Source organism: Aeromonas sp. CA23 (assembly GCF_002587065.1).
GTDB classification, from domain to species: Bacteria; Pseudomonadota; Gammaproteobacteria; order Enterobacterales; family Aeromonadaceae; genus Aeromonas; species Aeromonas bestiarum.
In genome coordinates this window covers 4,215,231-4,229,283 of the sequence record NZ_CP023818.1, presented here as the reverse complement: position 1 = coordinate 4,229,283, position 14,053 = coordinate 4,215,231, and the positions used below count along the sequence as shown (strand labels likewise).

The 14,053-nt window shown below is 56.8% G+C and carries 11 protein-coding genes; 1 reads left to right on the top strand and 10 read right to left on the bottom strand.

Translation table 11 applies throughout. From position 1 onward, the window contains the following. Positions 1-18: 18 nt before the first annotated feature. From wecC to CK910_RS19435, 7 genes are all read right to left on the bottom strand, one after another. Positions 19-1,275: a UDP-N-acetyl-D-mannosamine dehydrogenase gene (gene wecC, locus CK910_RS19465; protein WP_098984399.1), complete on the bottom strand. Its 1,257-nt coding sequence runs from the start codon at positions 1,273-1,275 to the stop codon at positions 19-21. 71 nt (positions 1,276-1,346) lie between these two features. Beyond that, positions 1,347-2,492, bottom strand: coding sequence for a non-hydrolyzing UDP-N-acetylglucosamine 2-epimerase (gene wecB, locus CK910_RS19460; protein ID WP_367582003.1), 1,146 nt, complete (start codon positions 2,490-2,492; stop codon positions 1,347-1,349). 82 nt (positions 2,493-2,574) lie between these two features. Continuing rightward, entirely contained in the window at positions 2,575-3,534 is a 960-nt protein-coding gene (locus tag CK910_RS19455) for a CgeB family protein (protein ID WP_253852746.1), read from the bottom strand. Positions 3,535-3,623: 89 nt separating this feature from the next. Then, positions 3,624-5,252, bottom strand: coding sequence for a polysaccharide biosynthesis/export family protein (locus CK910_RS19450; protein WP_098985175.1), 1,629 nt, complete (start codon positions 5,250-5,252; stop codon positions 3,624-3,626). 37 nt (positions 5,253-5,289) lie between these two features. Continuing rightward, positions 5,290-6,483, bottom strand: a complete 1,194-nt coding sequence (locus CK910_RS19445) for a sugar transporter (RefSeq protein ID WP_098984397.1) — start codon at positions 6,481-6,483, stop codon at positions 5,290-5,292. Between the two features lie 32 nt (positions 6,484-6,515). Then, on the bottom strand, positions 6,516-7,166 hold the full coding sequence (locus tag CK910_RS19440) for an ABC transporter ATP-binding protein (protein WP_098984396.1): 651 nt from the start codon (positions 7,164-7,166) through the stop codon (positions 6,516-6,518). A gap of 4 nt (positions 7,167-7,170) precedes the next feature. After that, entirely contained in the window at positions 7,171-7,971 is an 801-nt protein-coding gene (locus tag CK910_RS19435; RefSeq protein WP_098984395.1) for an ABC transporter permease, read from the bottom strand. Between the two features lie 823 nt (positions 7,972-8,794). Here CK910_RS19435 and CK910_RS19430 point away from each other — a divergent pair. Continuing rightward, positions 8,795-9,319, top strand: coding sequence for an acyloxyacyl hydrolase (locus CK910_RS19430; RefSeq protein WP_098984394.1), 525 nt, complete (start codon positions 8,795-8,797; stop codon positions 9,317-9,319). Between the two features lie 98 nt (positions 9,320-9,417). On the opposite strand, the gene CK910_RS19425 is transcribed toward CK910_RS19430, so the two are convergent. From CK910_RS19425 to CK910_RS19415, 3 genes are all read right to left on the bottom strand, one after another. Further along, entirely contained in the window at positions 9,418-10,059 is a 642-nt protein-coding gene (locus tag CK910_RS19425) for an energy-coupling factor ABC transporter permease (RefSeq protein WP_098984393.1), read from the bottom strand. A 97-nt stretch (positions 10,060-10,156) separates the two neighbouring features. Further along, positions 10,157-10,963, bottom strand: coding sequence for a pyruvate formate lyase 1-activating protein (gene pflA / locus CK910_RS19420; protein ID WP_080741090.1), 807 nt, complete (start codon positions 10,961-10,963; stop codon positions 10,157-10,159). Positions 10,964-11,028: 65 nt separating this feature from the next. Then, positions 11,029-13,968, bottom strand: coding sequence for a sensor domain-containing phosphodiesterase (locus tag CK910_RS19415; protein WP_172955371.1), 2,940 nt, complete (start codon positions 13,966-13,968; stop codon positions 11,029-11,031). Positions 13,969-14,053 lie beyond the last annotated feature (85 nt).

The following is a 14,053-nucleotide window of genomic DNA, read 5'->3' as shown; positions in this document are numbered from 1 at the left end:
GCCACCGTTTCGAGTGGATTATTGAGCGGCGTTGACGAAGTCAAGCAATTTATTGTTGGCGGTATCGCTGCGATTCAGACCAAGGAATTGCTTGTGCTTGACAAGAATAACAATCACATCCGCTTGCTGCAGAGCATCTGACAGGGAGGCCAGCTTGACGTTATTGCGATTCTCCAGCGCAGCCGGCAGAGTTTCAATATTGGGTTCAACCGCCAGGATCTGATAGGCCGGATTGTTGGCCAGGGTCTTGGTGATATCCAGCGCAGGGCTTTCACGCAGGTCATCGATATCCGGCTTGAATGCCAACCCCAGGCAGGCAATCTTCGGGTTGCTGATGCCTGCGACCACGCTTTCTACCTGCTCCACTACATATTGGGGCTTGTAGTCGTTGACCAGACGAGCCTGGTGGATCATGCGGGCCGTCTCCGGGTTTTGGTTGACGATAAACCAGGGGTCGACGGCGATGCAGTGACCACCCACGCCGCAGCCAGGCTGCAGGACGTTGACACGAGGATGGCGGTTGGCCAGGGAAATCAGCTCCCACACATTGATGCCCTGCTTGTCACAGATCAGTGACAGTTCGTTGGCAAAGGCGATATTGACGTCGCGGAAGGCGTTCTCGGTCAGCTTGCTCATCTCGGCAGTGCGGGCCTCGGTTGCGATGCACTCGCCTTTTTTGACAAACAGCTTGTAGACCTGAGTGGCGGCTGCGGTACTGGCCTTGTCCATGCCGCCTATGATGCGATCGTTTTCGACCAGTTCGCGGATAACCTGGCCTGGCAGTACGCGCTCCGGGCAGTGCGCCACAAAGATATCAGGGGTCTGGCCTTGCGCCACTGTATGGGGGAAGGTCAGATCGCTGCGCTCTTCGGCCAACCACTTGGCCATCTGCTCGGTCGCGCCGACCGGTGAGGTGGATTCCAGCACCACCAGGTTGCCTTTCTCCAGCATGGGGGCCAGTGCGCGGGAGGCGCTCTCGATATATTTCAGATCCGGCTCATGATCCTCGCCCTTGAACGGGGTCGGCACGGCGATCAGGAAGGCATCGGCTTTCTGCGGGCTGGTGTGGGCACTCAGATAGCCATCCTGCACGGCTTGCTTGACCAAGTCTTCCAGACCCGGCTCGACGATGTGGATCTTGCCCTGGTTGATGGTATCGACCGCATGCTGGTTGACATCCACGCCCACGACACGAATGCCGTTGCTGGCGATCACTGCGGCAGTTGGCAAACCGATATAACCCAGACCAACAACGGAGATGGTTTCAAATTTCATTATTTTGTGCTCTCGATAGTAAAACAGGGGGCATCAGGCATGCCCCCAAAGACAGGTATGTAATCTGTAAATCAGGCAACCTGCAGGCTGCTGTCAATCTGCTGACCCAGGGCGCCGCTAAGGCCTGTCACGGCTTCAACGATACGCTGGCTGGTTTTGCCATCCCCATAGGGGTTGTTGGCATGGCTCATCACCTTGTAAGCCAGCTCGTCGTCCAGCAGACGCACTGTCTCAGCCACTATGGTCTCATCACAGGTACCGACCAGACGCACTGTGCCAGCCTTGACGGCGGCTGGGCGCTCAGTTGTGTCGCGCATGCAGAGCACGGGTTTGCCCAGGGTCGGGGCCTCTTCCTGGATACCGCCCGAGTCGGTCAGGATCAGGTAGCTCTGTTTCATCAGATAGACGAAGGGCAGATAATCCTGCGGTTCGATCAGATGCACATTGTCGAGCCCTTTGAGGTTGCGATTGACCGGTTCCTGCACGTTGGGGTTGAGGTGTACCGGATAGACGATCTGTACGTCGTCCCGCTGGGCCAGCACTGCCAGCGCCTTGCAGATACGCTCGAAGCCGTCACCGTGGTTTTCACGGCGATGGCCGGTCACCAGGATCAGCTTCTTGCTCTTGTCCAGGAAGGGGAAGCGGCTGGCCAGATCAGCTTTCATGCCGACGTTTTTATCAATGCGGTGGGAAACCTCAATCAGGGCATCGATCACCGAGTTACCGGTCACGAAGATGGTCTCGGGGGCGATGTTTTCCATGATGAGGTTTTTCAGCGAGCTGATGGTCGGGGTGTAGTGCTGATCGGCAATTCCGCCAGTCAGGCGACGCATACCCTCTTCCGGCCAAGGGGAGTAGATGTTGCCGGTGCGAAGGCCGGCTTCAACGTGACCGACCGCAATGCGGTGATAGTAGGCCGCCAGGGTGGCAGCAAAAGAGGTGGCCGTATCACCGTGAACCAGAATGCGATCCGGCTTGAACTCCGCAAACACGGGTCTCAGTCCTTGCAAAATGGCGGTGGTGACATCGGTCAAGTCCTGGCCCGGTTTCATGATGTTGAGGTCATATTCCGGTTCTATCTCGAACAGGTTGAGCACCTGATCCAGCATCTCCCTGTGTTGCCCCGTGACACAGACTTTGACGTCAATCTTGCGATTGGCCTGGAAGGCCTTGACGATCGGCGCCATCTTGATCGCCTCCGGTCTGGTACCAAACACAATCAAAACCCGCTGCGCTTTTATAGGCATAATAATCACTCCCGTGTGAGTTAATTGGTTTTATGTATTGTCCCGAAACTACTTAATAAAGGCTGAGTTCACTGTTTAACTGCGTCAGCCGGTGTTGCCAGGTGTGTTGGGCTAGCACAATATCCCTTGCCTGCTTGCCCAATTCGTTTCTTTGTCGAATGTCTTTTTGTAATTGCACACACCATTCTCGCGCTGCCGTACCATCTTGCACCGCGATAATACTCTTGCCAAATATGTTATCCATTGCTACCGAAGGGGTGCTGATAATGGGGCAGCCAGCCGCCGCCAATTCAAATACCCGGCGAGACAACATGGTTGAAGATTGACTTATGGTATTGAAATTCAAGTAAAGCTGATATTGCCGATATGCCTTGGCGACAGAGATCGGCGAAATGGCCGGTTTGCAGTAAGGCAGAAGTTTGTCCGGGTAACTGCAGCCATTATTTTTCTGCCAGAAGCGATCGAAGATAATCAAGCCTCTGTCCCGCAGTGCATACAACACGTCTTCTTGCGTCCTGCTGCGCTCGGCCAGTTCATTGCCATAATAGCCGCCCAGAAAAGCGATCCCGGCCCCTCGTTCACCGTCCTGCGCGGGTTGATACCAGCTTGGCTGTGCGGCAAACATCAGAACTCCCACATGCTGAAATGCCTGATGGGGGAGGGTATGGTAGCGTTCAAGTGAGCCGGCATCCGTGGTATAAACCACATCGAACAACGCCGCCGCATCGGCAAAGCGCTCGAAATGGAACGGATCCTCTTTATTCCAGAAGATGGTTGTTATTTTCCGTTTTCGACAAAAATCCAGCAGTTTTCTCAGCTCGGGTTTATTGGGTGAGCTGTGTGCATAACTGGCAATCTTGCCCTGCCAGCTATTTTTGTAGCCACGCCAGGTTGACTCCACAAATAAAAAGTCAGGCTTGAAAAATCTGAGTTTCCATTGCCAGTCGAGCGGTGTGACCTGAACAAGATCGGCATCGGGTGCCAAGCTGAAAGTCGTGAACTGATCTGCCACTAATGCGATACGTGGTCGTTTATTATTATGCAAAGGAATTGACTCACAGGTGAAATAGGGTGGCAGCCACTGCCACCCTGTTCTTTTTATTACAAGAGCACCAGGGCTCTGGCCGAAATGGCGATTTGATAGAGCACCTCGGTAATATCCTTGGTGATCTGCAGCGACTTGGTATCGACCTGTGGCAGGACGAAGATCTCGTCACCCGGCTTGATAGTGATGTCTTTATTTTCCAAGTCGCTCTTTTCGATCTGGCTGAAGGTGCCATCACGATGCAGCAACAAAATACGGGAGTTGCTGGCTTTCTGGGTAAAGCCGCCGGCCAGATTGATGTAATCGGCTACGGTACGTTTGTTGTCCATCAGGATGGCATTCGGGAACATGACATCGCCGTGCACCATGATGAGGTTGGTCTGGCGCGGAATGCGGATGATATCGCCCGGTTCGAGTCGCACATCTTCCATATTGGTGCCATTGGCCAGCACCACCTGCCCGTTGGGTTGAATGTCCTTGGCGCGCTCAACCCACTGCATCAGCAGTTGGGCTTCGCTGTTGCGCAGCTTGGCTTCCCCTTCAGAAGAGGAGCGGGCGGTCAGAATACTGGCTTCCAGCGCCTTGAGTGAGGAGTTCAACATCTCCTTCTGGCGCACCTTGACCGAATCACGATAGAGCTGGATGGCGCTCAGGTCTGCATCCTGGGTCAGTTTCAGGCCGTTGAGGATGTCGCCGAGACGGGCGCCGTACTTGAGCACATACTCCTGTGCGCTGTCGTGTTCCCCTTCGACCCGTACTGCGATGGAGGCATAGCGCTTGTCGGCGATCACTTCCACTGTATCGCCCGAGCTGACCATGTGGCTGGCGAGCTGCTCATCATTGATGGGGTAGTAATCCATGCGGATATCTTCCCCCTGATTGCGGCTCACCCGAATATGAGTGGCATCGGGATCGGGACTGGCCATTTGCATCAGCTCGGCCAGGGTGACATGGGGTTTGCTCAGCTCGAACTTGTTGGCATTCGCCACCTTGCCGCGCACCGTGGTCTGATAGCGCAGTGGCGCCACCACTATGATGTCGCCATCGCGCAGCTGGGTCGGCAGCAGGGTGCCATTGACCAGGAACTGGTAGAGGTTGTAGTGGCGCAGGGTCTGGCCATTGCGCTTGAGGGCCACATCCAGATAGCTGCCGCGCTCGGGGGCGATACCGCCAGCCTTGTCGAGGAAGTAGAGGATGGAGTCGCCAGACTGACCGGCAAACAGGCCCGGCTGTTTGACAAAGCCGGTTACGAAGATCTTGACCGGCTGACTCACGTCCAGGGTGGCATAGACGCTGACGTTCTTCTGATAGACGGTGGTGACGGCGCCGAGCAGGGTGTCGTTCAGTTGCTCGTTACGTACCCCGGCTACCTTGATGGGGCCCACCTTGGGCAGGAAGATATTGCCCTGGTGATCGACGGTCAGGGGTTGATCAAACTCGACCCCCCCCCACAGTTGCACCTGCAGGCGATCGCCGATGGCGATGCGGTAATCCGGGTTGAAGCCATTGAAGGATTCGCGGGCAAACTCACCGCGAAACAGCCAGTTGCCAAACACAGGATCCCGGGTCTGGGTATCCGTGATGACCTTGCGCACCGGGGCTCCTTCCTGGGAGATTTCCAGGGCATAAGCGGGTTGCAACAAGAGGCCCAGACTCAGAGCCAGCAGACTCGGCTTGATATTCAGTGATCTAGTAAAGAAGGTATTCAACGACATACTCCTGTCAGTCCTGATGTTCGCGCAGGGTGGCAAGACCCATCACGACCAGGCCGTAGAAAAGGCAAAGCAGAACGCCTATGGTGGCCAGATTGTAGAGACGACGGGGATATTCGGCCTCTTCGGCCTGAGTCGGCTGGCTCACCACCAGCAGGTGTTTCAATTTGCGGTAGGCTTCGACGCGAGCCTGCTCCATGCTGACCAGACCCGTTTTGTAGACATCGGCCGCCAGCTGGGTTTGAACCTGCACCGCCTGATAGTCGGCATTGACCTCGTTGAGGGACTGCTTCTCGCTGCCGGTCAGGCGCTTCTTCTCTTGCGCCAGCTGGCGGGTGAGGGCATCGACCCTGTCTTTTACTGCCACCACGTCAGGGGCATTGGGGTTCATGTAGATTTGCAGTCGCTTGAGTTCGGCATCCTGGCGCACCAGTTCTGCTTCGAGTTCCGACACCACCCCCATCATGGCGGTACTGGTGGCTTCCGGGCTCATCAGCTGGTGCTGGTTCTGGAAGGCCAGCATCTTTTCCCGTTCACTGAGCAGTCGCTCGTGTGAGCGGGCCACTTCGGTTTCCACGAATTTGAGCTGCTCCATCGCCACCTGGCGGCTCAACCGGTTGATAAAACCTTCGCTCTCTTTGAGCATCAGCTGAACTGCCTGCTTGGCATAGTCAGGGTCAAAGGCTTGCAGGCTGACGGTCAGTACCCCGGAGAGCTCATCCAGGCTGACGGTGAGGTGATCCCGATAAAATGCCAGAAATTGTTCGCGGGTGGCATTTGCCGGCAGGCGCGAGAACATATCGGCACTGTCGCTTTGAAAGTGTTTTTTCAGTTGCAGCTCTTTATCCAGGGTGTTGAGCATATCCCAGGACTTGAGGTACTCCTGGATCACCAACACATCCTGATGATTGCTGCCCCCAAGCCCCAGCATGGAGAGGGCATCCGGCAGCATCTTGAGCTGATCGGCCTGCTTGATGATGAGACTCGCCTGGCTGACATAGCGATCGCTGGCAAGAGTACCGTAATAGATAGTGGCCAGGCTGAAGCAGACTACCACCCAGAGAAAACTGCCAAGCTTGATGGCTTTTTTCCAGGAGTGGTGGGCAACCCGATAACCCTTGGAGTCGATAAGAAACAGCTTGGGGTCGCGCTTGAATTTACGCAGCTTGCGTTCAAGCAGGGCGGTCAAAGTGGCTTTGGTCATAAAGGTCCGTGGAAATACTTGAAAATGAAACATCAGAGCGTTTGATAGATGGCGATGGCGTCTTCGATGTCATCGTGCAGGGTCAGCTGCCCGTTTTGCAGCACTATGCCCATGTCGCACTGTTGGCGCAGCGTCTTCATGTCGTGGGAAACCATGATCAGGCTGGCGGTCTCCCGTTTCTGGGTGAAGACATCGATGCATTTCTGTCTGAATCTGGCATCCCCCACCGAGGTGATCTCGTCGGTCAGGTAAATATCAAAATCGAAGGCCATGCTGACGGCGAAGGAGAACTTGGATTTCATCCCGCTCGAGTAACCCTTGATGGGCAGCTCATAGTGTTGGCCAATTTCAGAAAATTCCTTAACCCACTCCTCCACCGCTTCTGTGTCGTGTACCCCATGGATGCGGCAGACGAAGCGGGTATTTTCACGCCCCGTCATGCTGCCCTGAAAGCCGCCGCTCAGGGCCAGTGGCCAGGAGACCCGACTGTGGCGGATCACCTTGCCCTTGCTGGGCATGTCCATGCCGCCGAGCAGGCGCAGCAGGGTCGACTTGCCTGCACCATTTGCCCCCAGAATGCCGATATTGCGATCTCCCGGCAGGGTAAAGCTGACATCTTTCAGCACGTAATGGCGGCCAAACTTGGTCGGGTAGTATTTCGAGACGTTATCCAGAGTGATCATGTTGTCAGCTTGCTATGAGTCGTCGATGGCTGAGGCGATAGGCACTCATGGCGAAAGTGAGCAATATCAATGTAACACTCACCAGATAAGACCAACTGCCCCCCTGGGTCTGAAAACCGGCAATCCAGCCCGAGCGGATAAGCTCCAGGGCGTGCACGACAGGGTTCCACAGCATCAGGTGCTGATAGCTCTGGGGGACGCTGGCCAGCGGGAAGAATACCGCCGAGATCCACATCATGGGGCGCATCAGAATGGGGATGAGCTTTCTCGCCTCCTCGGAGAGGGAGGTGGCGATGCAGAACAAGGTCCCCAGCGCAAAGGAGAGAAGCATCAGCAGACCATACCCCGTCAGTACGGCCAATGGATCTGCTGGCATGGCATCGAAATCGAACCACATCAGCCCCAGGATCAGCACAAAGGCCACCAGTACGCCGATCAGGGTTTCCAGCAAGAAGCGGGAGAACAGGGTGGCAAAGGGGGTCACCTGTCGATAGCAGAACAGCCCCTTGTTGGCGCTGACGGCAGACTGTAACTGACCCACCATGTTTTGAAACATAATAAACGGCAGATAACCAGCTGCGATAAACACGGGCGCTTCAACCCCGCCAAAGCCGCTGCGCTGGCGCATCCCGAAGATGAAACAGAAAACGGAAATTGCGAACAGAGGATCGAGTACGGCCCATGTGTAGCCCATGCGATAGTTGCCGAAACGGGTCTTGAGTTCCCGCATCAGCAAGCCGAAGGTGACATCTTTCAGTACTGTCATGGGCGAACGATGTTGGCTGGATAAAATTGGCTTGTTCAATGGTTGGTCTTTTCTTGCAAAATGGAGTGGCGTTGTCTTGCTGAATCAAGCGAGGCGCGAGTCTACCATGTGTGTTCGATGCAAATGTAGCGGCCGACTTCTGTGTCCAGAATGGCAATGAAATTGATTGTTTGTTTTTTGTTGCCGTACCGTTTCATCTTGGGTGAAAAAAGATAGGTTTTCACCATGGCTACCGCACGGAAATGACAAGGCCCCGTTCTGAAAACAATCAATTTGTGTTTTTTGAAACATGAGGTCAATAGGAGGGCGCTGAACAACAATGTTGTTCAGAAAATTATCCTGCTATGCAGGTTGATTACCCCGTGCCCTCTGCGCGTCAATCTGTGACGTGCATCATGCTTTATTTTGTTTGTGCCGCATATTACTTATCAGGTGCGATTGAGTCAATACATAATAGCCAATCATTCGACATCAAAACACTCATATAAGTAATTGTTTTATATGTGTTTTTTAATTTTAATCGTAATTTGCAATAGTTGTTTAATGAGTTTATTTGGATAAAAAGCGATTAATTTAGATATTTCTTACATAGGTTTGATGCGTTATAGACCCCATTTTTAGTCGTGTTTTTAGCAGGCAGTCCGCCAATTTTTAATATCACCATTAGTTGGTCAATAATTGATCTGTGATCGTTTTTTGTTCTGAATTTAAGGGGGTGTACTCTTCATTGCTAGACTATTTATCCTGAAATGATGATTTTTTTAGTTTTATCCATCGCGTTGACAAGCCCCCATCCCACTGACTATTCCTGATATGTGCCCGTTCGGATGGCACCATAGATAACAAGGATGTAGGAGGGGACATGGACGCTAACACTCTCTTGCTCTCAGGACTGCTGGCTTCGTTGGTCGCGAGTTCAGGGGCAATCGCCAATGACGATATTGTTGCACTGCAATTGGGTACACCTGCCGAGAGCGAGAAGCTCGACATCTTTACTGCTGACGTGAAATTTCATCACATGTTCTGGCGCTGGGGTGATTCAGGCTGCCAGTTTGGTCTCGGCGTACGGGGAGGCATGCTGAAGGTGGGGGATGAGAACACCGCCAGGCTGGGCACGGGTGCTCGCGCCGAATGCCTGTGGGGTAACTGGGTGATCTGGCTGCCGGCTGAGGTGCTCTGGCTGGCGGACCATGAGTTTGGTCATCGCGGCAATGGCTTCAAGGATTACGGCGGTCCTTTCCAGTTTTCCACCGGTATCGGTCTTGGCTATGCAATCACCAGCAACTGGCTGATTGGCTATCAGTATGAGCACATGTCCAACGCCAACATGTATGAGCAGAACCCGGGTCTGGATAGTCACTCCCTTCATATCGAATACCGGTTTTAAGCCTTCCTTCTCTTCTTGTTACCAAGCCCCTGCTCGCCAGGGGCTTTTTGTCTGCCCGTGAGTATTGAGTCGTTGGCAGACAAGCATGGCGTTCGGGGTCAGCGCCCCAGGTATTCCCGATCGAAGAAGGTGTTGACCCAGTGGGGGCGATAGATGGCGAGCAGCGTCATTGTCATGCCGTTGAGCAGGGCTTCGGGGAAGAGCAGCAGCGGCCAGATGGAGAGGTAGTCGGCGCTGATGGTGTGCCACGGATAGGTGCCACTCATGCCCATCAGCAGGGCGCTGGCGATCACCTTGACCGAGATGCTCAGCGCCCCGCCGCCGAAGGCGACCACGAACAGGTAGACGAACAGGTGGCGGGGCATCCAGGCCCAGCTGGCCAGAAACAGCAGCCAAGTGGTGGCCACGGGCAGGGCGATGCCGATCAGCGCCTGCCAGCCGATGTCGGCGAGCTCGATGACATCGAAGTAGCCGAGCACCAGCAGTGTCAGGCAGGGAGCGAGCAGGGCGAGGCGCCACCCCAGCAGCAGGGTCAGGCTGGTGAGACCGAGAAAATGCACCTCCAGCCCCTCGTGCAGGCCGGCACGCAAGACCCAGAGTGGTACCAGCGCTATGGCGCCGCCAAGGCAGAGGTGCTGATAGAGTGGCTGGGCAAGCAGGGTTCGCAGCAGGGCGCCGCGCAGGCTGAATATAAGCAGCAATAGCCAGAGCAGGAGGGCTGCGGCTTGTCCTTCACTCATGGCATGTCCTTGTCATGTGATGGCGTACTGAGCGAGCAGGGGTGACGGATAACAATAACAAGGGCTGGCGTCTTCCCTGCCAGCCCTGCTGTAACAATCAGTATTTGACGAGCTTGTGATACTTGCTGAGGATGCCCTGGACGCGGTCCATGGTCTCCTTGCTGGGGGGCTTGATCCCGGTCAGATCATAGTTCTCACCCAGTACGTCCCACTTGTGCTTGCCCAGTTCGTGGTAGGGCAGCAGCTCCACCTTCTCGACGCAATCACCCAGCTCGGCGATGAACTGGCCCAGCCCTTCGGCGCTCTCGTCATCGTCTGACCAGGTCGGCACCACCACGTAGCGGATCCACATGGTCTTGCCCCTGGCGGCCAGATAGCGGGCGAACTCCAGGGTGTACTTGTTGCTGACGTGGGTGAGCGGTATGTGCTTCTCGTCATTGATCTGCTTGATGTCGAGCAGCACCAGATCCGTGTTGTCGAGCACCTTGTCGAGCTGTTCGTCGTAGTGACGCACGAAGCCGTTGGTATCGAGACAGGTGTGTATGCCTTTCTCTTTGCAGGCGGCGAACAGTTCGGCGATGAAGTTTTGTTGCAACATGGCTTCGCCACCCGAGGCGGTCACGCCACCGCCGGAGGCATTCATGAAGTGGCGATAGCTGGTGATGTCGCTCATCAACTCCGGCACAGTCACTTCGCGGCCACCCTGGGTGTCCCAGGTATCCCGGTTGTGGCAGTACTTGCAGCGCATCAGGCAGCCTTGCATGAACACGATAAACCGTATCCCGGGGCCATCGACGGTGCCGCAGGTTTCAACGGAATGGATCCGGCCAATGATCCCGGACGCGCTGGTTTCAGCGACCACACCGCTGGTTTCGACAGCAGGGATCCGATTAATGACAGACATAGACAACTCCAACGATTCGAGCAGGTCGTTATTTTATTACATAAAGCCCTATAAATCCTACATGTTTAGCCCGGTTGGGGCGAACCCAGCAGGCTCTCCAGGGCCCTGACAGTGAGTGGCCGACTGGTCAGGAAGCCTTGATAATGCTGGCATCCCAGTGCTTTGAGGATGGCGAGCTGCTCCTCATCTTCCACCCCTTCGGCGGTGACGGTAAAGCGGAAAACCTTGGCCAGATCCAAGATCGCCTTGACGATGGCCTTGTCCTGTTCGCTGTGCACCAGGGTCTGAATGAAACTTCTGTCGAGCTTCACCTCGTCCGCCGGCAAGTCGCGCAGGTAGGCGAGCGACGAGTAGCCGGTGCCGAAGTCATCGATGGAGAGCAGGATGCCGAGATCCTTGAGCTGGCGCATGCGGGCTATGCTCTCCAGCCGGTTCTCCAGTACTACGGATTCGGTCACCTCCAGCAGCAGGCGGGAGGGGGGCACGCCTGTGTCGCGCAATATGTACTCCACCTGCTGCACGAACCCCGCTGTGTGAAACTGGCGGGCGCTGACGTTGACCGACAGGTGGGGAATGGCAAAGCCGCGGTTGAGCCAGAAGCTGTACTGGGCGCAGGCGGTCTTCATCACCCAGTATCCTATGTCCTGGATGAGGCTGGTCTCCTCGGCGATGGGGATGAAGTCTCCCGGCGGCACCATGGTGCCGTCGCTGCGCTGCCAGCGCAGCAGCGCCTCTATCCCTGACAAGCTGCCGTTGTCGACCCTGTATTGCGGCTGGTAGTAAAGCTGCAGCTCGTGGTTGCGCAGGGCATCGCGCAGCTGGTTGTTGAGGGCAAGCTTGTTCTTCTCCTTCTCCGCCATGGCCTCGCTGAAGAACACATAGTTGCCCTGACCAGAGCGCTTGGCCATGTGCGTGGCGGTATCGGCCTGCTGCATCAGCACCAGGTGATCCTGATCCTCGTTGGAGAAGAGGCTGATCCCCACAGAGGCGCTGCAATGCAGCTTGTGATCCTCGATGTCGAACGGGGTGCGAAACAGCCCCATCAGCTCGCGGGCGAAGTGCTCGGCCAGGATCTTGGCGGTGACATAGCCCTGACCCAGGGCGGTGAACAGCAGGGCGAACTCGTCCCCCGAGATGCGGGCCAGCACCAGGTTGTCCTGGGGCAGCCCCTTGAGCCGCTCCACCACGGCTTGCAGCAGCAGATCGCCGCAGGCGTGGCCGAGGGAGTCGTTGATCGACTTGAAGTTGTCCAGATCCACCAGCAACAGGGCGCCCCACTGGCCACTGGGTGCCTGCAGGGTGCGCTGCATGATGTCGTTGAGGCTGCGCCTGTTGTAGAGGCCGCACAGATCGTCGTAATAGGCGAGCTGCTCTATGTGGCGGGCGGCGTCCTTCTCCCGGGTGATGTCGTAGAAACTGCAGACGTAATGGCTGAGCTCGCCATGCTCGTCCTTGACGCCGCTCACCATCAGCCGCACCGGGAACAGGTGGCCATCCTGGTGCAGGCAGCGCTCCTCGCCCATCCAGAACTCCTGCTCATCGACCGCCCGTCTGACATCCTCTTTCAGGTGATCGCCGTAATAGGTGGGCCGCAGCTTGACGATATGCTGGCCGATCATCTCATTGTCACCAAAGCCGGTGATGCGGCCAAAGGAGCGGTTGACCTTGAGGATGATCCCCTGGTGATCCATCACCAGCAGACCGTCGTGGGTGTTGAAGGCCACCTCAGCCAGGCGCAGGGCATCGTCGGCGGCGAGCCGCTGCAGTTCGATGGCGGCCCGCTCGTGCTGGCTGCTGAGGGCATCGAGCAGGGGCATGGGGTCGGCCAGCGGCTCGTCGAGCAGCAGGGTGAGCTGGCCCATGGGGGCGCCGCTCGGCCCGTGCAGCGGTATGCCGACATAGGCCCTGGCATTGAGGGCCAGCAACTGGGCGGCCTGGGGGTAGCGCAGGGGCAGGTCTTCCACATAGACAGCCTGACCGTGCTGGAACAGCTCCTGGCCGGGGCCCGGATCCATCTGTATGGGTTTGAGGACGGAGAAGGTTTCCCCCTCCAGCACGCAGCGCGGAATGATCCAGAGATCCTGGCCGCGCGGCTGGTACTCACCGATCCAGCCGATGCGGGCGCCACAGGCGGTCATGGCCCAGTGCACCAGGGCGCGGCAATAGGCGATGCCGGTCAGCAGGGTCAGCTCGGCCGGCAGGGTCAGCCCGGGGCTGAGCAGGGGCTCGGGTTCCGGCTGCCAGTGGCCGAGCAGTTGGGCACTGTGGCGCACCAGCTGCAGCATCTCCTCGCTGAGCGGGGTGGCGTTGAGGTATTCGAGGCTCAGCACGCCTATGAGTTTTTCCTGCTCCAGCAGGGCGCCGTCGAGGCGCGAGCTTATCCCCGCGCTGGCCAGGTAATAGTGCTGGCTCAGCATGGGCTGGTGCGCGGCTTCGGAAAAGCTCAAGGACTTGCGGGTGCGCAGGGCGCGTATGTAGCGGCTGTCACCCCGGATGGCCGAGAGCCCCTCGGCGCCGAGGGCAAAGACAGGGGTCAGCTGCTCGCTGCCGAGCGAGCCGTTGGCCTGATAGTGCCAAAGAATGAGGCGATCGGCCCCCAGGCTCTCCTTGAGGGCTTCCAGCATGGCGGCAAACTGCTGCTGGCTGGCCATCTGGCTCAGCCGTGGCAGCTGCAACGCCAGATCGGCGATGGGCTCCTGGCGCAGGGTCTGCAGGCAGATGAGCCAGAAGGCATCCTGCTCGTGGGAGAGGGCTATGTGCCACTGCTGGCCGGCGAAGCGCAGCACCAGCTTGCCTCCCTGGCCGCTGGCAAGGGCTTGCTCTATGGGCAGGCGCAGGGCATCGGGCAACTGGGCGGGCCAGGCGCTTCTCGGTTCATCCAGCCAGTAGAGCGGGGTTTGCATCACATCGGTCAGGGCGACCAGCCGTTGGCTGCGCACATCCAGACGAAAGAACAGGGGTGTCTGGCTGGCAGGGGGAAGGTGACTGAGCGCGGTAGACGACATGAACTGGTAACATCCTGTTGAACAACTGTCGGGTGGCAAGAATACTGCAAAATCGACGCAAACAAAATTTCATTGAAATCTAAAT